20 protein-coding genes are annotated in these 20,952 nt (G+C 46.0%); 6 read left to right on the plus strand and 14 right to left on the minus strand.

Annotation, left to right across the window (positions count from 1 at the left end):
* Positions 1 to 9: 9 nt before the first annotated feature.
* The 5 genes from nqrE to AC0VYG_RS14160 are packed head-to-tail and all read right to left on the minus strand — an operon-like array spanning position 10 to position 4,611.
* Entirely contained in the window at positions 10 to 618 is a 609-nt protein-coding gene (gene nqrE, locus AC0VYG_RS14140; RefSeq protein ID WP_067015186.1) for an NADH:ubiquinone reductase (Na(+)-transporting) subunit E, read from the minus strand.
* A complete protein-coding gene (locus AC0VYG_RS14145) occupies positions 619 to 1,281 on the minus strand; it encodes an NADH:ubiquinone reductase (Na(+)-transporting) subunit D (RefSeq protein WP_475432548.1) in 663 nt (220 codons plus the stop codon).
* On the minus strand, positions 1,281 to 2,081 hold the full coding sequence (locus AC0VYG_RS14150) for a Na(+)-translocating NADH-quinone reductase subunit C (RefSeq protein ID WP_475428620.1): 801 nt from the start codon (positions 2,079 to 2,081) through the stop codon (positions 1,281 to 1,283). Before AC0VYG_RS14150 ends, AC0VYG_RS14145 begins: the two co-directional genes overlap by 1 nt.
* The gene (locus AC0VYG_RS14155) at positions 2,074 to 3,270 is read right to left on the minus strand and encodes an NADH:ubiquinone reductase (Na(+)-transporting) subunit B (RefSeq protein ID WP_475428621.1); all 1,197 of its coding nucleotides are present in this window, start codon (positions 3,268 to 3,270) and stop codon (positions 2,074 to 2,076) included. The genes AC0VYG_RS14150 and AC0VYG_RS14155 overlap by 8 nt, the downstream gene beginning before the upstream one ends.
* Positions 3,271 to 3,273: 3 nt before the next feature.
* Positions 3,274 to 4,611 carry a Na(+)-translocating NADH-quinone reductase subunit A gene (locus tag AC0VYG_RS14160; protein ID WP_475428622.1) on the minus strand — a complete coding sequence of 446 codons (1,338 nt, stop codon included), beginning with the start codon at positions 4,609 to 4,611 and terminating at the stop codon, positions 3,274 to 3,276.
* 471 nt (positions 4,612 to 5,082) lie between these two features.
* Here AC0VYG_RS14160 and folX point away from each other — a divergent pair, with 471 nt between their 5' ends.
* The 6 genes from folX to AC0VYG_RS14190 all read left to right on the plus strand — a co-directional run bounded on the left by folX (position 5,083) and on the right by AC0VYG_RS14190 (position 13,465).
* The gene (gene folX, locus AC0VYG_RS14165; protein WP_475428623.1) at positions 5,083 to 5,454 is read left to right on the plus strand and encodes a dihydroneopterin triphosphate 2'-epimerase; all 372 of its coding nucleotides are present in this window, start codon (positions 5,083 to 5,085) and stop codon (positions 5,452 to 5,454) included.
* A gap of 4 nt (positions 5,455 to 5,458) precedes the next feature.
* Positions 5,459 to 8,869: a transcription-repair coupling factor gene (gene mfd / locus AC0VYG_RS14170; protein WP_475428624.1), complete on the plus strand. Its 3,411-nt coding sequence runs from the start codon at positions 5,459 to 5,461 to the stop codon at positions 8,867 to 8,869.
* The gene (locus AC0VYG_RS14175) at positions 8,866 to 9,693 is read left to right on the plus strand and encodes a hypothetical protein (RefSeq protein ID WP_475428625.1); all 828 of its coding nucleotides are present in this window, start codon (positions 8,866 to 8,868) and stop codon (positions 9,691 to 9,693) included. The genes mfd and AC0VYG_RS14175 overlap by 4 nt, the downstream gene beginning before the upstream one ends.
* Positions 9,694 to 9,978: 285 nt before the next feature.
* The gene (locus AC0VYG_RS14180) at positions 9,979 to 10,977 is read left to right on the plus strand and encodes a helix-turn-helix transcriptional regulator (protein WP_475428626.1); all 999 of its coding nucleotides are present in this window, start codon (positions 9,979 to 9,981) and stop codon (positions 10,975 to 10,977) included.
* Positions 10,978 to 11,195: 218 nt separating this feature from the next.
* Positions 11,196 to 12,347 carry an MFS transporter gene (locus tag AC0VYG_RS14185; RefSeq protein ID WP_475428627.1) on the plus strand — a complete coding sequence of 384 codons (1,152 nt, stop codon included), beginning with the start codon at positions 11,196 to 11,198 and terminating at the stop codon, positions 12,345 to 12,347.
* Positions 12,348 to 12,358: 11 nt separating this feature from the next.
* Positions 12,359 to 13,465 (plus strand): class II histone deacetylase, encoded by a 1,107-nt coding sequence (locus tag AC0VYG_RS14190; protein ID WP_475428628.1) that lies wholly within the window; start codon positions 12,359 to 12,361, stop codon positions 13,463 to 13,465.
* A 163-nt stretch (positions 13,466 to 13,628) separates the two neighbouring features.
* Here AC0VYG_RS14190 and AC0VYG_RS14195 read toward each other — a convergent pair whose 3' ends face one another.
* The 9 genes from AC0VYG_RS14195 to AC0VYG_RS14235 all read right to left on the minus strand — a co-directional run bounded on the left by AC0VYG_RS14195 (position 13,629) and on the right by AC0VYG_RS14235 (position 20,951).
* Positions 13,629 to 13,862: a hypothetical protein gene (locus tag AC0VYG_RS14195; protein WP_475428629.1), complete on the minus strand. Its 234-nt coding sequence runs from the start codon at positions 13,860 to 13,862 to the stop codon at positions 13,629 to 13,631.
* 8 nt (positions 13,863 to 13,870) lie between these two features.
* Positions 13,871 to 15,088, minus strand: a complete 1,218-nt coding sequence (locus tag AC0VYG_RS14200) for a phage major tropism determinant (protein WP_475428630.1) — start codon at positions 15,086 to 15,088, stop codon at positions 13,871 to 13,873.
* A 274-nt stretch (positions 15,089 to 15,362) separates the two neighbouring features.
* On the minus strand, positions 15,363 to 16,415 hold the full coding sequence (locus AC0VYG_RS14205) for a hypothetical protein (protein WP_475428631.1): 1,053 nt from the start codon (positions 16,413 to 16,415) through the stop codon (positions 15,363 to 15,365).
* A 204-nt stretch (positions 16,416 to 16,619) separates the two neighbouring features.
* Positions 16,620 to 17,123, minus strand: a complete 504-nt coding sequence (locus tag AC0VYG_RS14210; protein ID WP_475428632.1) for a phage tail assembly chaperone — start codon at positions 17,121 to 17,123, stop codon at positions 16,620 to 16,622.
* A 12-nt stretch (positions 17,124 to 17,135) separates the two neighbouring features.
* Positions 17,136 to 18,152: a hypothetical protein gene (locus AC0VYG_RS14215; RefSeq protein WP_475428633.1), complete on the minus strand. Its 1,017-nt coding sequence runs from the start codon at positions 18,150 to 18,152 to the stop codon at positions 17,136 to 17,138.
* A gap of 2 nt (positions 18,153 to 18,154) precedes the next feature.
* On the minus strand, positions 18,155 to 18,811 hold the full coding sequence (locus AC0VYG_RS14220; protein WP_475428634.1) for a YmfQ family protein: 657 nt from the start codon (positions 18,809 to 18,811) through the stop codon (positions 18,155 to 18,157).
* Entirely contained in the window at positions 18,796 to 19,851 is a 1,056-nt protein-coding gene (locus AC0VYG_RS14225; RefSeq protein ID WP_475428635.1) for a baseplate J/gp47 family protein, read from the minus strand. The genes AC0VYG_RS14220 and AC0VYG_RS14225 overlap by 16 nt, the downstream gene beginning before the upstream one ends.
* A gap of 3 nt (positions 19,852 to 19,854) precedes the next feature.
* Positions 19,855 to 20,322 (minus strand): phage GP46 family protein, encoded by a 468-nt coding sequence (locus tag AC0VYG_RS14230; RefSeq protein WP_475428636.1) that lies wholly within the window; start codon positions 20,320 to 20,322, stop codon positions 19,855 to 19,857.
* Positions 20,322 to 20,951, minus strand: a complete 630-nt coding sequence (locus tag AC0VYG_RS14235; RefSeq protein ID WP_475428637.1) for a phage baseplate assembly protein V — start codon at positions 20,949 to 20,951, stop codon at positions 20,322 to 20,324. The genes AC0VYG_RS14230 and AC0VYG_RS14235 overlap by 1 nt, the downstream gene beginning before the upstream one ends.
* Between the last annotated feature and the right edge of the window lies 1 nt (position 20,952).

A 20,952-nucleotide genomic window follows, 5' to 3' on the forward strand; every position in this document is an offset into this window, starting at 1 on the left:
TTTATGCAATTAAAGCTGCACGCCCGAAAACGACATAAAGCCTAAGCTCATCAAGCCTACGGTAATGAAGGTAATACCTAAACCACGTAGACCCGCTGGCACATCCGAATATTTGAGTTTTTCACGAATACCCGCCAACGCCACAATTGCCAAAGCCCAACCGATCCCTGCGCCAACACCGTAAACCACACTTTCACTGAAATTGTAATCGCGCTCAACCATGAACAGCGACGCCCCCATGATGGCACAGTTAACAGTAATCAGAGGTAAGAACACACCGAGCGCGTTGTATAATGCTGGAACATACTTATCAAGCGTCATCTCTAAAATCTGAACCACTGCGGCAATAACACCAATATAGCTCAATAATCCCAAGAAGCTTAAGTCGACATTAGGCAATCCTGCCCACTCAAGCGCCCCATCTTTCAACAGGTTCTGATACAGCAAATTGTTTAGCGGAACGGTGATAGCAAGCACCACAATAACCGCCACACCAAGACCAAGAGCTGTTTCAACTTTCTTGGACAAAGCCAACAAAGTACACATTCCCAAGAAGAAGGCTAACGCCATATTCTCAACGAAAACAGCCTTAACAAATAAACTGATTAAATGTTCCATTTATAAAGCCTCCTGCGTACGTGAATTAGCCGCTATTTTGAATTCAGGCTCTTCCACTTGTTCTTTTCTCACTGAGCGTAACACCCAGATAATAAGACCAATAACAAAAAAGGCACTTGGAGGAAGAAGCATCAATCCATTGGGCTGGTACCAACCACCGTTTTGGACCGTTTGAAAAACCACGTGACCAAACAGTTTGCCCGCACCAAGCAGCTCACGGAAAAAGGCAACCAGCATCAACATGGCACTGTACCCAAGACCGTTACCAATACCATCCAAGAAGCTCATCACAGGGCCATTTTGCATAGCATAGGCTTCTGCACGCCCCATAACGATACAGTTTGTAATGATCAAACCAACAAACACGGAAAGCTGTTTACTTATTTCAAAGGCAAACGCACGTAGCACTTGATCCACAACAATAACCAAAGAAGCAATAATGATCATCTGCACAATGATACGAATACTGCTAGGAATATGATTACGAATTATCGAAATAAAGAAGTTAGAAAAGGCGGTTACCAAGGTCAACGCAATCGCCATTACCAAACTCACACTCATGCTACTGGTCACCGCAAGAGCCGAACAGATCCCCAAGATCTGTAGAGCAATTGGGTTATTCGCTAAAATGGGTCCAAAAAGGACTTTTTTTACTTCAGACATCATTGAACTCCTTTGCTACGAAGCTTTGCCAAGAAAGGCCCAAAGCCATGTTTACCCATCCAGTACTGTACCAGATGCGTCACACCACGACTGGTCAAGGTCGCCCCAGATAAAGCATCTATTTCATGAATAGCATCAGGACTAGCATTGTTTACACCACCTTTTACCAAGCGAATAACGGGCTTGCCTTGGTTGTTATAAACTTCTTTACCTTTCCACAACGCTTTCCAGTTTGGATTGTCTACTTCACCACCTAATCCAGGTGTTTCGCCTTGATCGTAAAAACCAAAACCAACAACAGTAGAGTAATCATTCTTAAGCGCTATAAATCCATACATTGTTGACCAAAGTCCGTAGCCGTGAACAGGTAGGACAATTTTATTGATTTTATCGCCAGACATCACCAAATATACAGGCGCGAATTTAGCACGACGCTTAATATCCGCTGGATCTTGGTCAGATGGTAAAGCGCGAGACAATTTTGGATTTTGAGCCGCCGCTTTTTGATCGTATGTTAGTGGATTTATACCCGCTGCTTTGAGCTCCTCTGGAGTAGCAAATTCACCTGTGTCCAGATTAACAATTCGCGTTTTAACACGTTTGAAAAGCTCGTCAACAGATTTACCTGGCTCTAACATCCCAGCCGCCGCCAAGATATTTTGTTTCCGGTCTAGAGCTTTATTGGCTTTTTGAATCGGTTTTAAGCCGACCGCCGCAGCCGCAACAAAGATAGAACAAACCAAACATAGAGCCAGCGCAACTAATATCGTCTTTTTGATGCTTTCGTTACCGCTAGCCATTGCGTGCAATCCTCCGTTTAATGTTTGCCTGAACGATAAAATGGTCAATAAAAGGTGCAAACAAGTTAGCAAACAAAATTGCCAACATCATACCTTCTGGGTAAGCAGGGTTAACCACACGAATTAACACCACCATTACACCAATTAAAGCACCATAGAACCACTTACCACGCTGAGTCATAGAGGCAGACACCGGATCCGTCGCCATAAACATCATGCCGAAAGCAAAACCGCCCAGCACCAGATGCCAGTACCAAGGTGTTGCAAACATTGGGTTTGTATCGGAACCTATCCAATTAAACAACAAAGATGTTGCAATCATACCAATCATCACACCTGCAACGATTCGCCAAGCAGCAACACGCATCACCATTAGAATGGCACCACCGATAAAGATCGCCAAGGTTGATGTTTCTCCCATCGACCCTTGAATAAAGCCAAAGAAAGCATCAGACCAAGTTGTGCTCAAACTCGTCACACCATTCGCCGCAATCTGGCTTAATGGTGTTGCTCCGGAGAAACCATCAACCGCCGTCCAAACAGAATCGCCCGACATGGAAGCAGGGTAGGCAAAGAATAAGAACGCTCGACCCGCCAATGCAGGGTTGAGAAAGTTCTTACCTGTGCCGCCAAATACCTCTTTACCCAATACCACACCAAAGGTAATACCCAGCGCAACCTGCCAAAGCGGCACAGTCGGTGGCATTGTCAAAGCAAATAGAATTGAGGTAACAAAGAAACCCTCGTTTATTTCGTGTTTACGAACGGTCGCAAACAAGACCTCCCAAAAACCACCCACAACAAAGGTAACAAGGTAAACAGGCAAAAAATAAGCGGCCCCGTACACCATATTATCCCAAATACTAGCAGGGTTATGACCGGCCAAAAATCCGATGATAGACTGGTGCCAAGAGTCACCAGCACTAGTATGCATGGCTGCTATAGCCGTATTAGCTTGAAAACCAATATTGTACATACCAAAAAACATGGCAGGGAAAGTACATAGCCACACCAAAATCATGATGCGTTTCATATCAACGGCATCACGTACATGAGAACCGTTCTTCGTTACTGAGCTTGGGCGATAAAAAATCGTATCAACCGCTTCATAGAGCGCATACCATTTTTCATATTTACCACCTGCATGAAACTCAGGCTCCATTTTATCGAGTACTTTTCTAAGCCCCATAAATCAACCCTCTTTCTCTATCAGAGTTAGACAATCCCGAAGGATCGGGCCGTATTCAAACTTACCCGAACAACTGTAAGTACACAGCGCCAAATCTTCTTCATCTAACTCTAGAGCGCCTAATTTCTGCGCCTGTTCTGTATCCCCTACCACCAATGCTCGCAACAATTGAGTTGGCAAAATATCTAGCGGCATTAAGCGTTCAAAATGACCAAGTGGTAACATGGTACGATCACTGCCATTGGTCGTTGTTGTCATATCAAATGATGATGTCCCTGTGAGCTTAGACAAGAAAACATTCAAGACAGAATGTTTTTTGGCACCTGCTCGCAAGTAATGCATCATTTCACGTTCGCGTCCTTCTTGAAGCGCAGTAACCTGATTATGATAGCGACCTAGGTAAGCAAATGGCCCAAACGCTTTACGGCCCGTTAAAACAGAACCAGAGATAATACGGTTTTCACCGTCTTTTAGCTCATCAGCCATTAGCACATCAAGGTTTACCCCTAACTGGGTACGAACAAGACGTGGTTTTTTAACCTGAGGGCCAGCAACGGCTATTACACGCTCAACAAACAGTTCACCTGTCAGGAACAACTTACCGATTGCCACCACATCTTGATAATTGATGGACCAAACGGTTTTCTTTTCACTAACTGGGTCCAAGAAATGAATGTGCGTACCAGCTAAACCAGCAGGATGAACGCCCGCAAACTCTTCTACTTTAACATCTGACGTCGTAGGAATTTTCGCATCAGGCGCTTTACACACAAAAACGCTTCCTGATGTCAAACGTGTCAGTATAGTTAGACCATCAGCAAAAGCTTCGCCTTGATCGGCCAAAACAACTTCAGGAGAGGCGGCCAATGGATTGGTATCCATTGCTGTAACAAATATAGAATGAGGTTCAGAGGCAATTTCAGGCACTTTAGAGTACGGGCGAGTACGAAAAGCCGTCCACAAACCAGAATCAACTAAGTTCTCAACCACTTTATCACGCTCAAGACCTTTCAACTCTGTGCCAGCGTATGAAGCAAAAGTCTCTTTTTCATTTCCTTCCACATCAATCACCACAGACTGAAACACACGTCGTTGTCCGCGGTGAATAGAAGAGATAACACCTGAGGCAGGAGCGGTGTACTTTACCCCTTCCGTTTTCTTATCCGTAAAGATGACCTGTCCTTTTTTGACCTTGTCCCCTTCCTGAACCATCATGGTGGGTTTCATTCCATGATAGTCAGGACCGATCACAGCAACTGATTTTGCCGCTGCCACATTCTCAACCACCTGATTGGGAGCGCCGCTGATCGGAAGATCTAGGCCTTTAGTAATTTTATACATATGTTCTGCCCAACAATAAATTGAACACAAAAGCGTTGTACGTTTTGCTCACGACCCCCTCCGGGAAAACATTCGAAAGCGAATAGCAAACGAAATGTTTGTTATAAAACGCAAATCCACTTCACCAAAAAACCGAGGTATTATAGTGATCATTGTTGGCCTTGACTACTATTCCACAGTTTCTTTCGGACTTATCCTTTACTGTTTTCGCGATATTCGTCCATATTAATACGCCAGCTGTACAAAAAACGCACATTATATGCGTTTTTTACTCTATTTATCCTTTTTTTAAACAGTCTACTCACGGTTAGTCACAAAAAGGCCCTTAAATGCGACAGAAAATAGGCTGGCACAATGTGCATGACTTTCAGTTGCCATCATTCAGTGAAAACGACACAATAATACTAGCTAGCTATATGGAACGGTTTTTTCGCTCAACTTCACCAATACTATTAGGAAGATAAGACATTTATGAAGCAAGCCAATGCCCAAATTCACATTGAGAACCTTCGGCTACGTACCTATATAGGCTTCAACGAATCGGAAAAGAAAAACAAACAAGATGTTGTGATAAACGCTTGGATTGACTACCCAGCAGTTGAAGCAAGCCAAACCGATGATATTGATAAAGCGGTTAATTATCGCACCATATGCAAAGAAATCATCCATCACGTCGAAACGAATAGTTTCCTATTACTTGAGAAGCTCACTTCCGATGTACTCACTCTTTGCATGAAGCCCAGCAACGTCTGCTCAGTAAAAGTAAAAATTGAAAAACCCCATGCATTACGCTTTGCCGACTCTGTTTCCCTAACTCTTTGCGCTACAAAAGACATCGATTAATACCATGCCAGATACTCTGTCGCTTAATTTAAAACCCGGTTACAAAAACCTTCTACCTGGCATTGACGGTAGCCGCAGTGCCTTACAACTGCTGGCTATTGCCAAACAGGAAAAACGCCCTATTGTTTTCATCACGGATACCATATCCGAACTCAACGAACTGGAAGATGAACTCACCTTCTTAAGCGACCAAGAGCAAGAAATATTACGCTTTAGTGATTGGGAAACACTCCCCTACGATGCCTTTTCTCCCCATCAGGACATTGTTTCCCAGCGTCTCGAGACCTTAGCTAAGCTGTCAGAATCCTCCAACCCTATTATTTTGACAACCGTCGCGTCTTGTTTTATCAGACTTTGTCCTCGCCAACATTTAGAAGCTCAACGTTTTCATGTCAAGGAAGGACAAACGCTACCATTAGAAAAGCTCGCTCAAAAACTGACGGATGCAGGTTATTTGAATGTTGACAATGTTCACGAGCATGGTCAGTTTGCAGTTCGTGGTGCTTTAATGGATGTGTTTCCGATGGGGGCCAACACCCCCATTCGAATTGACTGGTTCGATAACGATATTGAAACCATTCGCTTATTCGATACGGAGACCCAACGTAGCATCGAAAAAGTCGCTGAAATTAATATGCTACCCGCAAAAGAATTTCCCACTACCGCACAAGGCATACAGCACTTTCGCCAAGCGTTCCGAGAACGTTTTGATGTCGACCCACTATCCAGCCCTATTTATCAAGACATATCCAGTGGCATCATTCCATCAGGTATCGAATATTACTTGCCCTTATTTTTTGACCAGACCAGTCATTTTTTCGATTACCTCACCGATGAAGCACTGATTATTCGCACCGACAGTTTTAATGAACAAGTCGCCAGCGTTCAACTTGATTACAAAAGCCGCCACGAATCACTCAACTATGATATCGAACGACCTATTCTGACACCTGATGAAATTTGCCTAAGAGAAGATGAACTCTTTGCGGCCTTGAACCAATTCTCTAGCGTTATCTTTACAAAAAACGGCAGAAACGATCGTTTCACCACAATCAGTGATGTCAAAATCGACTCAAAATCCCCCAACCCTATCGGTAAATTGGAACGTTTCCTTAGCGAGACAAACACTCGTGTGCTCATCGTCGCGGAAACCGCTGGTCGTCGTGAAGCCCTGTTAGAGCTGTTAAAAAAATACAAAATCAACCCTGACTACAGTGAAAGCTGGCACACTTTTATCTCAGGAAAAAGTCCTCTTGCCATTAGCGAAGGAAGTATTTCCCGTGGTTTCCAAATACGGGGCGAGATAACCCTCATCCCCGAAAGTGAGATCCTTGGGGAGCGTGTTTCTCAGCGACGCCGACGTAAGCACGGTGACGTCAATGAAGACGCCATCATTCGCAACTTAACCGAACTTCGTCTCAACGCCCCCGTCGTTCATATTGATCACGGTGTAGGCCGTTATCTAGGACTTACCAATTTAGAAATAGATGGGCAAGAAACTGAATTATTAACTCTCGGCTATGCAAACGATGCCAAGCTCTATGTACCCGTTTCGTCGTTGCAATTAATCTCTCGCTACACAGGGGCCGACGAAGAAAACGCCCCACTCCATAAGCTCGGCACGGACAAATGGAGTGTTGCCAAACAAAAAGCGGCTGAGAAAGCCCGTGATACCGCCGCCGAACTATTAGAAATTTATGCAAAACGTGAAGCACGTGTTGGTCATGCTTTTAGTCGACCCGACGAACAGTATGAGCTATTTGCCGCCGGTTTCCCGTTCGAAGAAACGCCAGATCAGCAACTGGCCATCGATGCCGTGGTCAAAGACATGCTTAACTCGAAACCCATGGATCGGCTGATTTGCGGTGATGTCGGATTTGGTAAAACCGAGGTTGCCATGCGTGCCGCTTTTTTAGCCGTGGCTGGCGGTAAACAAGTTGCCGTGCTGGTCCCAACGACCTTGCTAGCACAACAACATTACGAAAACTTTTGCGACCGGTTTGCCGACTGGCCCGTGCAAATAGAACTCCTATCTCGTTTTCGCTCAGGCAAACAAACCACTGATGCCGTAAAAAGGCTTGAAGAAGGCAAAGCCGACATTGTTGTTGGTACCCATAAGCTCATTCAAAGCGATATTAGATTCCAAAACCTTGGCTTAGTTATCATCGACGAAGAGCATCGCTTTGGGGTGAAACAAAAAGATCAGTTCAAAGCCTTGCGTGCAGAAGTGGATATTCTAACCTTAACTGCCACACCCATTCCTCGTACATTGAATATGTCTCTTTCTGGCATTCGCGATTTATCGATTATTGCCACACCGCCGGCAAAACGCTTGTCAGTCAAAACCTTTATCAAACAAAGAGACGAATACCAAATAAAAGAGGCCATCCTGCGTGAGCTACATCGTGGCGGCCAAGTCTACTTCCTACATAATGAAGTTCAAACCATTGAAAAAACCGCGCAAGAGCTAAGCGAACTCATACCTGAGGCTCGGGTACTGGTCGGGCATGGACAAATGCGCGAACGAGAACTCGAACAAGTGATGTCCGATTTCTACCACAAACGCGCCAATGTATTAGTGTGTTCGACCATTATTGAAACAGGGATAGACATTCCTAACGCCAACACCATTATCATCGAACGGGCGGATAAATTTGGCTTAGCCCAACTTCATCAACTACGTGGTCGCGTTGGCCGTTCTCATCACCAAGCTTATGCCTATTTACTGACACCCAAAGACAGAAAGCTTACCAAAGATGCAGAGAAACGTCTTGAAGCCATCACCATGGCCGACACCCTTGGCGCAGGCTTTACCTTAGCAACTCATGACTTAGAGATTCGCGGCACGGGGGAACTATTAGGTGAAGGGCAAAGCGGACACATTGAACACGTCGGCTTCTCTTTATTTATGGACATGCTTGACCGAGCTGTCAAATCCCTAAAAAATGGTGAATCCCCTGATGTGGATATTAGCTCTCCGGCACAAACCGATATCAACTTGCGTGTTCCGGCTTTGATACCAGAAGATTATTTAGGTGATGTGCATTCGCGCTTAATTCTGTATAAACGTATTGCCAGTGCCTCAAATAATGAAGAGCTGAAAGAGTTACAAGTGGAAATGATCGACCGCTTTGGTCTATTGCCCGACCCAACGAAAAATCTGTTTCGTCAAGCGGACATCAAGCTCAAAGCGGAGAAGCTTGGCATCACTAAAATTGAAGCGAATCAAAAAGAAGGTAAAATATTCTTCAGTAGTAAAACCCCTGTTGATCCAATGAAACTGATCAAGCTCATACAGACAAAGCCAGACCAATATAAATTGGTTGGATCGGATACACTAAAATACATGGCAACAATGAGCAGCGCAGAAGAGCGCTTCCAACAAACCTACAAAACGCTGGAACAATTACATTGAAACGATATTACATACTCCTACTCACTCTGATATCACTCAGCACCCCTCTGTTCGCTGCTGATAGTGACGATATCAATCCAGACACTGCCAGAGCTTATCAGGCTTATTTATTGACCTTTATATGGCCTAGCTATGCCTCTAGCGAGAAGATTACTTATCAAAAGGTCAAAGACCCGAGTGCGCTCCCGCAATATCCAGTAGACAACACTAACACGGACGACAACTCATCCAAAGGGGCCGATATTGAACCCTTGTATGTTCCTTTTGATGACTTTAAAAATAAAATTGCTCCCCATGCTCCGGTGCTAATCAATGAACGGTGGATTTTGATTTTTGATAAAAGAGGCGATGTTATCCATGAATCGTTCCACAGTGATGCCAACACCAATGGCTACCCTGAACTAACCGGCACCATCTCTGTTCGCTATGCTCACTACTTAGAAACAGACATCAAATATCACCATTATCTCTTTACGCCACTACCTGAAACCACATCGCCTGAGGGTACAAGCAACGACAGCACAGACCTTCAAAGTAGCAATCAAGACAGTCCCGGACAAGCAAGCGATCAACCCCTTGGCCCCATGCCTACTCAAGTGTTAAATGTTGAGCTGAAAAATAAGACTGCCAGCAAAAAACTAAACTATCTTGACCACCCTATTATCGGCACCCTACTTTACTTCGAGCCAATGAAACTAGACGATGCCATTCAACAGCGAAACCTAGATCGACTTAAAACACAAAGCTCGGATACCACAGAAACAGACACGGCAAATGGGACAAACACTACAGCCGGAACAAACAGCACGACAAGCACGCCCTAATACAATGTATTAATCGATAGGTGATCTGGAAGGGGTTAAAGGAAGACCAAAATTCAATGCAAGGAAGCGCTTTCTCTCTTTGTTAATGCATCACTCTCCCTCTTAACATAAGTTAAGTTGCTTATACAAAAGACTCAACCAAAAAATGCCTGTTTAAATAACATTTCAGCTTAAAACGCGCTTATTTTTTACCACTCCCCCTACATCTGTAGGGTATTTACCGATCAAAAATAGGGATAAGATCAATTTATAGTCAATTTTAGGATCGCTCATACTGGAGTCGAAATGCCAAAATTAGATCACCATTGTACTTCCGAGGGCGCCATTATCGACGCTTTCAGTAGAACACTACTTGAGGTCTATCGGTTGGCGAATGAAGAACCTTTGGAACATTTTCTGGAAACGATGCTGGAATGTCTTCAATCAATGATTCCCTTTAAGTCTGCTTGGTGGGGCAGAGGCTCTGAGAACATCTATACACCTGGCGCAATGCACAGTTGCTACTTCTACAACTTGCCGGACAACTATTTCGATGCGTGGTATAAGATGCGTTTTTTTGACAATACCATCGAATTGGTTCAAAAAAACTTCGGTGAGGCCATTAGTATAAATCTACAAACTGACAAGGTGTCAGAGCATTTAATAAAACTGGGTCATGAGTTTCATTTTAACAAAATCATGTGTGTGCAACACAATGATACAATTTCTGGACTAGGCAACCATCTAAGTATATATCGAGACAAATACGCACCGATGTTTTCAACATTGGAGCAACAACTCTTTCAAGCATTAATGCCCCATTTACTTGCGGCTTCATCCATTAATCATATTCGAAACTGTCACGAACTTTTTGGCTCCCAAAATGGTACCGATGTTGCACTTGCCACCTGTGATAACAATGGTCTTTTGCGCAGTAGTGAGCCGGCTTTTGCTGAATTGATTCAAACAGAATACCCAGATTGGCATGGACCACAATTACCCTTTAACCCTACTCAAAAGAGCATTAATGGCCGTCATCTGGTCATTGATATTCAAGCGAAGGTCGATGTTTTTCTACTGCTTGCCCATCCTATCTCTGCCATTGATCAATTATCGACCAGAGAAAAAGAAGTGGCTATCCGTTTTGGACAAGGTCTTACCTATAAAGAAATCGCCCTAGAAATAGGCATTTCACCCAATACCGTCCGATACTACATAAAATCCATTTATACCAAACTTGAAGTACACAATAAGGCCGATATTAGTCGTTTATTAGCCGAACTGCCCACAAAAAATAGCTCTTAGTAAATTCATAGCTCAGTTCTCAAATAACAACTTTCTAACAAGAAAAATCTCACAAGTACCAAAATGGCGCTTGGGGCTAACTACGTTCAAAAACACACAAAAGGAACATAAAATGAACAACATCCGCACAAAAAAACTGCCTCAGATAGTAGGAGGAATCCCCCTCCACTACCTCATCAATTTTACTGGTTCATCGTTTGGATATTGAGAGGTGATGCATGATCAATCCTGATATTCAATCTAACCCCCTCATAAAATCCGCTAACGCTACAACACTGGCCATTGTAGTCATTGCCGCCATTGTCCCATCACTGCTATTAATGGGCCCCGTGGTGGCAAGTCAATTAGCAACTGAACGTCATATGACGCCATCCGCAATCGGTTTACTCTTTATGGCTGAAAATGGTGCTATGAGTTTAGCCACCCTTCCCGCTCTTTTTTGGTTATCACGCTATAACCTAAAAACAATATCACTTCTATTTGGTGCGGTGTTTATCCTCGCCAACCTTGCCTCAATGTCAGTGGACTCTGCCACCTCACTGATTATTACTAGGATGATCAGTGGGATTGCAGGTGGATCATTAATGGTGATCTGTATGACCTCAGCCTCTATGTTACCTAAACCAGACAGAGCTTATGGCCTTTGGGTATTTGGTCAATTAGGACTTGGGGCACTTGGTCTGAGTATTCTGCCAAGTCTATTTCAAGAATTTGGCTTAAAAGCTTTTTTCTTAGCCATGGCCATCTTGATGCTAGTTTGCCTACCTCTAACCCGTTTATTACCAGCGACCATCACAAAAAGGCACCCTGAATCTGACACCCCATCCCGTATTCCCCGCCACGCAATTATTGGATTAATTGCGATTCTATTGTTCTACATTAGCTTAATGGGAGTGTGGACATTTATCGGCTCAATAGCGTCTTCAATAGGAATTGATAGTCAAACAAGTGGCAATGTTTTGGCCATCGCAACATTGTTTGGTATTGCGGGGTCGCTTGTCGCTACCTTGTTAGGCGGTCGTCGTCACTATACCTGGCTGCTCATTGTTGGTTACGGGCTAATGATGTTAGGCATTATCATTCTGTTCTCGCCAAATAGAACGATGTTTAATCTTGCGGCTTTTAGCTTCAAATTTGCATGGACGTTTTCCTTGCCTTTCATACTCGCAACCATATCTAAATTGGACCGTAACGGTCAAATTATGAACCTCAGCAACCTCGTTATAGGCGGCGGTATTGCCATTGGTCCAATGGTCGCTGGCTTAATGATTGAGAAATTCGGAGGTTTTCACTCCGTTCTGATTTTTGCTTTGGCACTGGCCTTTGCATCGCTACTCCTAACACTCTACCTCCAACCAAAAACTCAGTAAGAAACTCAAAAATGAAAACTACAGGCTTTTATTATAATGAAACTTGTTTCTGGCACGTTGCTGGATCCTACGTCGGCCCCCTTCCTATTGGAGGCTGGGTACAACCTCCGTCTGGCTCCAGCCATGCTGAGTCTCCCGAGACAAAACGACGCTTGAAAAATCTAATGGACCGCTCGGGTTTGACTCAAAAACTTAACGTAAATGGCGCCTCTCCTTCTGATTATGAAGATTTACAACGTATTCACCCAGAAATCTATCTTAAAAAATTCAAAGAGTTAAGTGATCTCAACGGTGGAGAACTCGGCCCCAATGCAAGCATTGGGAACGGCAGCTTTGAAATTGCCTGTTTATCAGCTGGATTAGTAAGCCAAGCGGTAGAAGACGTTATGTTAGGGAAGGTGATCAATGCGTACGCATTATGCAGACCACCAGGTCACCATTGCCTACCTAACCAAGCAATGGGGTTTTGTTTTCTAGCAAACATTCCTATTGCCATTGAAAAAGCAAAAGCGAAGCACAACCTAGGGCGCGTTGCGGTTGTCGACTGGGATGTACACCATGGTAATGGTACTCAGCATATATACCTAGAACGTGATGATGTGCTCAGCATTTCTCTTCATCAAGAAAATTGCTTTCCTCCTGGTTATTCCGGCGCGAACGACCGAGGAGTAGGAAAAGGCGAAGGGTATAATATTAACATCCCGTTACTCCCCGGCAGCGGTCACGATGCGTATATCTATGCTTTCGAACAAATTGTACTACCAGCATTAGAAGCATATAAGCCAGGCTTAATCATCGTTGCTTGTGGTTATGATGCCAACGCCGTTGACCCTCTGGCGAGAATGCAAGCTCACAGCAATACCTTCCGAGCAATGACAACAATGCTCAAAAAAGCAGCTGAGCAACTCTGTGAAGGTCGATTAGTATTGGCCCATGAAGGAGGCTATGCAGAAAGTTATGTGCCCTTTTGTGGTCTAGCAACCATGGAAGCCTTATCGGGACACAAAACAGACGTTGAAGACCCGCTGTTAGAATTCATTAGCTTACAGCAACCGAGCGCCGATTTTGTTGAATACCAAAAACAAACCATCGACCAACTAAAGAAAACCGTTTTATAACGTCTAAAATGGCAGACTAAATTGTGAGTTAGTTCACTCTGTCATGTACTGCCGTTTATGTCAGTGTTTTCCGTGATAATTGGCATCACAAAAAAGCGGCTTATCTATGGTTAAGATAGGCCGCTTTTTTATTTTGATTTGCTCGATACTCTAGGCAAAACCCTTAATGAATAATTCCAAATCGATCTAATACTGCTTGGTCAATTTTCTCATCATACTGATAATCCGGCTCGATATATCCGTCATCACCAGATTTTAGCTCTTTATCATAGTCATCTGGATAGACAGCCTTATCCGTCCTCACCTTGATCGTTGCCATTTTGATAATCTGCTCTTGCGTCATTTGTGACATCGCTAAATCATCAGGTGTATTTAATATTTTTGTTGAGCCTTTCATATTTCCTCCTATAGTTGCTCAAGGTGACCACAGACGCCTCGGGCGCTTACATAGTTAAACGAATTCCACGGTTCAAAAGTCCAGTCTGTCGCCCTAGATCCTGATCGAGCAGGCACACCAACGGAGCTTCCGACTACTAACGCGCCCACCCCAGAAGTGCCAGAGGTGTAAATTCGGCCAGCTCCATTTGTGTCTGCTGCATAAACATCATAACCGCTGAGCCCATTGCCTCTATCCCAGTTCTCATCAGCCCATTGCAACATAACACCGCTTGCTCCGACAGCGCCAAATCGGCTTGTGGTGGGAGCATCATACTGTACAGTTCCAGGATCCGTTCCTACTGCATAGCCCGCTTCCACACCAGCCGCCAGCATTGCGAATTCGTGCTGGCTAGGCAGGCGCTTGCCGTACGCTGACAGCACTTCCACTGCAACGTACTGAGTGAAACTCGAATACTGAGCCGTTCCGTCACCACCCCAAAACGCAGGCTTCTTCGGCGGGCTGTCTCCGTCCGCTATCTGCGCACCGAATGCGCTAGTTCCCAGCAAATCTGGCGTCGTGTTGAGCAAATAAATATCAGACCAACCGTAACCAGGTATCCGAAACATCCCTCGAGGGTCATTCGATTTCGTCTGAGCATTGCGAGCATTTGGACAGTATTTCACGTCATACAATGAGAATTCGTTAATCTCGCCATTTTGATAGTGAAACCCGCCCACGCGACGAGATGTCTGGGCTGTATAGCCTTCGGGCACGGTGAAATTAGGAGACACAACTAAACCATCGGGTGTCGCGTAGATTGCGTAATCTGTGCCGATTGACATAGAGCCCGGCAACACCAACTCCACGCCTTCTCTGTACTCGTAAGCCACGCCATTTACTGCAACAGTCAGGTCTGCTGCGTTTTTCAACGTCTCAGAATCAAGCTGGAATGCAGGCTGGGAGGCAATATTTTTTTCGAATAACGTTTTAGAACCGTGCATTCTAGCAATCGGTAAGGTTCCTGCGTTTAGATGGCTTGCATTACGGTAAAATTCCAACGCTTGTGTTAACTGATCTTTCGCGTTAGCTTCTGGGGTTACGCCCGCAAACTTGATGACATTAATCAACTCATCATAAACCGCGTTCATATGGTCTGCTGAGGCGATGCTGGCAGGGATGTCATTAAGTGGATCACCATCGGTAAATTTGCCGTTATAAAGGTCATTACTATCTGGGTAGTTCATTGACTGTCTCCTATTTAGGTTGTTACTCCAATCAGCGAGTCAGACGCAGAAGGCGGCTGGTGCAAGGTATCGCTTATTGAGAGAAGAAAAAGAAAGGAGGTAGACTTGGTTTGAGCAAAGCCCGCCGCTTTTCTTGGTATTTATAATGCGGGGAAAGCGCGATGGGTGCTGTCTGTCAGGGTTCAGTGTTAGCTTTTCACAACGTGAATCACAGACATTAAAAAGCCCCGCAGAGACGATAGCTCTGAGGGGCTTAAAGAAGAACTACTGATTTTTATAAACGGGTTTTACCGTAGAAAGCAATATTTCGCGGGCGAGACTCGCCCCCTCCCCAATTATAATCATTCATCCAATCACCGTCCTTTACTTGACTGGTTTCTATTGCGATGGCTCGGGTACCATCATAATCACTAGGATCGCCATAATCCACACCTAACTTATCTCTATAATCCTGAGATCCTCCTGAAGATGAATTCACCTCTATTCCATGAACATATCCCTCAAACCTTTCGTTTGCCGAAACAGCCGAACCTTTCTGTCTAGAGCCAAAACCCCTTCCCTTATCCACTCCTCGCCCATCATCAAACATACGAATAAATTCGCCGCCTACAATTGGTAAGGTAAAGGTAGTACTGCCATCACCAGTGCCGTAATAACCAGCATAAGTCTTCTGGTCGGCGTCTTTTTGGGCTTGATCGATAAGGTTGGAGATGGTCTGTACTTTAGCCCAATAGATGGGGTGATCTGCTCGGCTCAGTGTTGAGCCATCGAGCACGATTTCCCCAGGAGCCGTATGGTTGGTGGTGTCGACGATGAGTTTGCCGATATCATTTACATCGTTACCGGTTTTGGGATTGATTTGATCGGTGAGCCAAAAACTGCCATCGAGGTAGGTAACGGTCACCAATGCGCCTTGTAATAGCTGATTCGCGCCCACTACATTGGACAGGGCTATAGGGGCTAGTCCATCGATAGTCAGGGTGATGTTACTCTGTGAATTTGAAAGATTTACTCGAAAGTAAATTTTGTCATAATCTTTTAGCGCTTGGACGGTTTGCTTACCAGCAGGTGAGGTCAATTGGATGTCATTAGCGTCGCCACGAGTGGTCATAACGGATGTGCCACGTATTTGGTTTTTCACCGATAAAGCAAGCTGGGATAAGGCGCTGGCATTTTCGACCACATCCCCTTCTCGAATTAGATTAATCAGCTCATCGTATACCGCATTCATTTGTTCGGCGGAGTCTTGGCTAGCAGGAAGGCCTGTTAGTGGGTCGCCATCAGTAAATTTGCCTTGGTAAAGATCATTGCTATCTGGGTAGTTCATCGACTGTCTCCTTTGAATGTATTCGTTACCTATCCTCTTAGGGAGATAGGCTTGCAAAAAAGAGAGTGAAGCACTGTTTTATATCCAACAGGGCAACACTCTCTTGCGAGGAATAATGATTCATAGAAGGAACAAGTACCCTCTGTTAGAGATCAGTGACAGAGCGACTTCTCAGCTTTAATTAGTCGCTTTTATTTTCCAATCCTATTTCCCAGTGAAGGCCGCAGGCTGTTTGCCCCAATCAATCTCTTGTGGGAAGCCTGCTTGTTCTGGCACATTTCGTAAGACGATACGATAGTCTCGCCATGCTTTGGCGTCTTTACCCGCGTCTTCCAAGCGGTTGATTTCACGGGTCACTCGATCCACCAAAGCATCGCGTTTAGCACGGGCCTGAGCCGCTAATTCGTCGGTGCTAGGTGGAATCACAGGCGCTTCTAACAGTGCCTCTTTTGGTACCTCTACACCCAATTCAGAAATGGTGTGCTTGGTGCCATCGGCATCCCAGTATTCCTTGCCGATTTGATCGACAACGTAGTGCCATTTACCGTCTTTAAAATAGCGTTGAAAGCCCGCTTTTTCATCAATGATTGGTTCTTGCGTACCATAAGCGGGTATCAATTCTTTTCCCGTTACAGAATCGATGGCCGCTTCTAGCTGCCCAACAAAAACGGGGTAGGTCTCGCCTTGTTTAAAGGTATATAATTGCATTTTGATCTCTCCTTATAATCGTGTTTTACCGTAGAAAGCGATAGAACGCGGGCGCGTTTCTGATGAGCCAGCATACTCTGTGATATACCTCCCATTACGTATGGTCGCATTAGTTCCAGGGATATTGTCTGACGATACAATACGGTCACCAGAATTATCATTAATAACAAAAGCTGATGCAGGATTATAAACATCAGCAGCAGTAATCCTGTGTCTATGACTTTTTAGCTCATCGCCAGACCAAGACCCAAACACTCGCCCTGCATCCACACCCCGACTATCATCAAACATTCGGATAAATTCACCGCCAACAATAGGTAGAGTGAAGGTAGTGCTACCATCGCCTGTGCCATAGTAACCCGCGTAGTTTTTCTGGTTGGCGTTTTTCTTGCCTTGATCCACTAAGTTCGACGTAGCCTGTACTTTTGCCCATAAAATCGGGTGTTCAGTACGACTTAGCGTAGCGCCATTAAGCGCCACTTCACCGACTTCCATAATGTCTAAGGAATCCATAATCAGCTTGCCGATATCGCTCACTTGGCTCCCTGTTTTAGGGTTAATCGCTTGCTTTAGTTGAAAACGCCCTTGTAGATAAACTAATGTCACTAACGAACCAACAAACAACTGATTGGCCGCCACCACGCTCGAAAGTGGCACGGGCGCAAGGCCATCCACTTTCACAGTCACCGAGGCGCTGGTATTGGTGGCCGATACCATAAATTGAATTTCATCGAAGTCTTCTAGTTCGGTCACTTTAGGTTTACCAGCCATGCTGGTTAGCACGATGGCATTGGCATCTCCCGATACGCTAAAGCCTTGTTTAGATCGGGTCTGTTTACGGATCGAAGCGGACAATTGCGTTAAATCATCTGTGTTTGGCGTCAATCCTCCCGCTTGAATGGCGGCGCGAATTTCGTCATACACCGCGTTCATCTGCGCGGCGTTGTCCCGACTGGCGGGAATATCGTTAACCGGATCGCCATCGGTAAATTTTCCATTTAATAGGTCATCTCTGTTTGGATAGTCCATAATTATTTCCTGTCGTGATAACTGAAGATAAGGTGTGTATGGGCCTGTTTAAGGCGGTTGAACACACATTCGAGTCGTTGGTTGCTCCAGGTGCGATATCTATCCCCCCATGGATCGCCATAGTGCCGTGTTTTTGGGCTGTATTTCGCCGCGTTAATTTGCCAGATATATACATAATCAGCGTTTTTCACGCCGTAGATATCGCCGTAATGGTCACCATATAAACGTTGTGCATACTCTGTAATGGTGATCTGATAGCCCATGATGGCGGCGATCTCGATCAGAAACTCTCGGCTCTGGCTGCCCTTCATACGATAGCTTTGCAGCAAAGCCGCCAACCGCTCCTGATACGACGGATCAACGCCGCTACAAGGATCAGGCAAACCATACTCCGCCTCCCATTGAGCAAAGGTTTCATAGGCTTGGCTGGGGTGAGATTCTTTTAAGACATCCAACGCCCGCTGATCCACTCGCGCCAACTCTTCGCTAATGCCTGCCATCAGCCTACCCAACTGAGAATCTGGCACCTTGGCCCAGGCGTTACCCCGGGGCAAGAGCGCCAGTAAAGCATGCTGGTATTCGCTGACTGGCTCGCTGAGCACTGGCTTGGCGAATGATTGATTCATCGCCGTTGTTTGATTCGTTAGCCTGCTGCCCATGAGATCTCTCCTAATACCAGAAACTCACCCTTGCCACAGGTGACATCCTGGGTTAAGTCAATCACGTGGTTGTCTTCCCCTGAAGCCAGGGAAATGGCTTCCCGTATTTGGCTCAAAAACAAGGTGCCACCAGGCTCGGCTTTACGACGCAGCAAGTCCTTTAACTCAGCGATGATGGCAGCTCGCACAGCAGCGGTGTTCGGCGCAACCGTGGTAAAACGAATGTCCAAAGGCTTCGCGATCACTGGCAAGACATAAAACTGTTTCATGCTGACAGGGCGCTTTTCATCGATATACGCCTTCACCGCGGCAAGATGTGCCTCACTCGCCACGGGCGACGGTAAATCCTCCGTGACAAAGCGCACCGTCACCGTCCCCAATCCCGATTCATGGGGATAACACCAGGCCCGAGTCACATCGTTATGGGCCGCTAAGGTCCAGGTGATGTAATCCGCCTTATTGCCTCCCATACTGGGATTTTTACGACGTTCGGCTAGACGCTTGCGCACTCGATCGATGGCCTCCATATCGCTACCACCCGTAAGGCTGATGACGGTGGCTTCCACGTCGATATCCAACTGGGTACTGACAAAGCGCAATGTACTGCCTGCCGGTAAGTTACCCGCACTGCCCGCGTTGACCGCCGTCAAGGCAAGTATCGCTTGACCATCGGCAATGGTGGCCGCTTGGGTGACGCGATAGGTCGCCTCGTCGTCGGTTTGCAATAAGGTATCCACCAGCACGGTGGCGCCGTTATTCCCGATGATCGTCGCCGTGCCCGACGCGCGGGAGGCATGGGTTCGATAGATCCCCATCTCAGCGGCGCGGCGCAGCAAGTTGTCATCATCACATGTGTCGTCAAATAATTGGTCGACGTTGTATTGCAGGTGCCCATGCAAACCATGGGCAGCCCCGGCCACCGCCTGTGCCAATGGGTAATACACATCCCCTCGGCGAGTGGCTTTTTGGCCACTGTGTCGCTCTATGTCAGCGGCGACACGAGCTTGAATTGTTGTTCGTGTTGGGCGTGAAAAAGCCATCTTTTACTCTCCATTTGTTATGTCGTGTGCTCTAAAAACCGACACCCACTCGCCATTGTTTAGTTGGCAATCCAAGCGAAAATTCACCCGATTCGGATCCCCAACTCCTTGTTGTGTTGCCCTGTCCCGCTCCACCTTGATATTGATCGCCTGCAAGTGCCCTTCGTCGATCAGCCACTGCACTGCCTGAGTGAGGTAATCGTGCATGGCGTTGAGCGTTTCTTGGGTAATCTTGCTACGGCTCAACAACCACAACTTGCTGCCCAAGCTTTGCTTATCGGGCAAATCCATATCCCCCCAGTAGCCGCGTTTGTCTTGACTGCCATCGGGCAAGAGATCATCGTCATTGGCTCGCGCATCGGTAAAGAGCGAGATGGAAATCGCATTGTCCAACCAAGTCAGCGCGTCGTCGGTGGCGGGGACGATGTCTAAACCGCCAAGTTCATTGCTGTACGCTAAAGAAATCATCATTACGAACCTCCTGTCGGGGGATTTGTCGGACGCCCTTCTGCGTCCATATGGGTATGTTTTTTCAAGCTAATGCCACCAGCGACCACATCTGTCACCGTCATGGTGCCGTTTTTGTCTAGGGTTCCTGAGCCTGCGGCGTTGACAAAGCTGGCCCCTTGCACCACGCTCGCAGCGGTGATTTTGTCTTGCGAGGTGATGTGCCCTTGGGCCTCGATCGTCTCAGCCACGGTCAACTTGCCTGTCATATGGGTGTGGGGCGTCACCAGTTCCACTTTAGTGGCCGCTTCCACGCTGATGGTGCGGTCTTTTTTCAGATGCACCTTGTCCCCATGGTGGTTGTAAACCGCCGCTTCCCCTTCGTCGATCACCAAGCGATAACGCTGATCTCCCGCCATAATGGCGACGCTGTTGGAGCCATTGCCATTAAAGGCCAGCACCACGGCTTCCGCATTCGGCAAGGGATGCGAGGTAAAACCAAAGGGCTCCATATGCTCCACGTTGTCTAGGGGCATGCCGCCCTCTTGCTGGACTTGAAAGTAGCGAATCTTATTGGCGTATCGCACTCGACGAATCAAGGCACGCCCCGCCAAACGGCGGATTTTTCGAACTAAACTGTTTACCATATCCATG

Source organism: Marinomonas sp. 63XJN7_7_ISO-PGPR-S23-202, from assembly GCF_056173505.1.

What these genes read in the sequence shown, in the direction of transcription:
- nqrE (WP_067015186.1), bottom strand. Translation starts at nt 618, where the DNA reads ATGGAACATTTAATCAGTTTATTTGTTAAGGCTGTTTTCGTTGAGAAT.
- AC0VYG_RS14145 (WP_475432548.1), bottom strand. Translation starts at nt 1,281, where the DNA reads ATGTCTGAAGTAAAAAAAGTCCTTTTTGGACCCATTTTAGCGAATAAC.
- AC0VYG_RS14150 (WP_475428620.1), bottom strand. Translation starts at nt 2,081, where the DNA reads ATGGCTAGCGGTAACGAAAGCATCAAAAAGACGATATTAGTTGCGCTG.
- AC0VYG_RS14155 (WP_475428621.1), bottom strand. Translation starts at nt 3,270, where the DNA reads ATGGGGCTTAGAAAAGTACTCGATAAAATGGAGCCTGAGTTTCATGCA.
- AC0VYG_RS14160 (WP_475428622.1), bottom strand. Translation starts at nt 4,611, where the DNA reads ATGTATAAAATTACTAAAGGCCTAGATCTTCCGATCAGCGGCGCTCCC.
- folX (WP_475428623.1), top strand. Translation starts at nt 5,083, where the DNA reads ATGAAGCAAGCCAATGCCCAAATTCACATTGAGAACCTTCGGCTACGT.
- mfd (WP_475428624.1), top strand. Translation starts at nt 5,459, where the DNA reads ATGCCAGATACTCTGTCGCTTAATTTAAAACCCGGTTACAAAAACCTT.
- AC0VYG_RS14180 (WP_475428626.1), top strand. Translation starts at nt 9,979, where the DNA reads ATGCCAAAATTAGATCACCATTGTACTTCCGAGGGCGCCATTATCGAC.
- AC0VYG_RS14185 (WP_475428627.1), top strand. Translation starts at nt 11,196, where the DNA reads ATGATCAATCCTGATATTCAATCTAACCCCCTCATAAAATCCGCTAAC.
- AC0VYG_RS14190 (WP_475428628.1), top strand. Translation starts at nt 12,359, where the DNA reads ATGAAAACTACAGGCTTTTATTATAATGAAACTTGTTTCTGGCACGTT.
- AC0VYG_RS14195 (WP_475428629.1), bottom strand. Translation starts at nt 13,862, where the DNA reads ATGAAAGGCTCAACAAAAATATTAAATACACCTGATGATTTAGCGATG.
- AC0VYG_RS14200 (WP_475428630.1), bottom strand. Translation starts at nt 15,088, where the DNA reads ATGAACTACCCAGATAGTAATGACCTTTATAACGGCAAATTTACCGAT.
- AC0VYG_RS14205 (WP_475428631.1), bottom strand. Translation starts at nt 16,415, where the DNA reads ATGAACTACCCAGATAGCAATGATCTTTACCAAGGCAAATTTACTGAT.
- AC0VYG_RS14210 (WP_475428632.1), bottom strand. Translation starts at nt 17,123, where the DNA reads ATGCAATTATATACCTTTAAACAAGGCGAGACCTACCCCGTTTTTGTT.
- AC0VYG_RS14215 (WP_475428633.1), bottom strand. Translation starts at nt 18,152, where the DNA reads ATGGACTATCCAAACAGAGATGACCTATTAAATGGAAAATTTACCGAT.
- AC0VYG_RS14220 (WP_475428634.1), bottom strand. Translation starts at nt 18,811, where the DNA reads ATGGGCAGCAGGCTAACGAATCAAACAACGGCGATGAATCAATCATTC.
- AC0VYG_RS14225 (WP_475428635.1), bottom strand. Translation starts at nt 19,851, where the DNA reads ATGGCTTTTTCACGCCCAACACGAACAACAATTCAAGCTCGTGTCGCC.
- AC0VYG_RS14230 (WP_475428636.1), bottom strand. Translation starts at nt 20,322, where the DNA reads ATGATGATTTCTTTAGCGTACAGCAATGAACTTGGCGGTTTAGACATC.
- AC0VYG_RS14235 (WP_475428637.1), bottom strand. Translation starts at nt 20,951, where the DNA reads ATGGATATGGTAAACAGTTTAGTTCGAAAAATCCGCCGTTTGGCGGGG.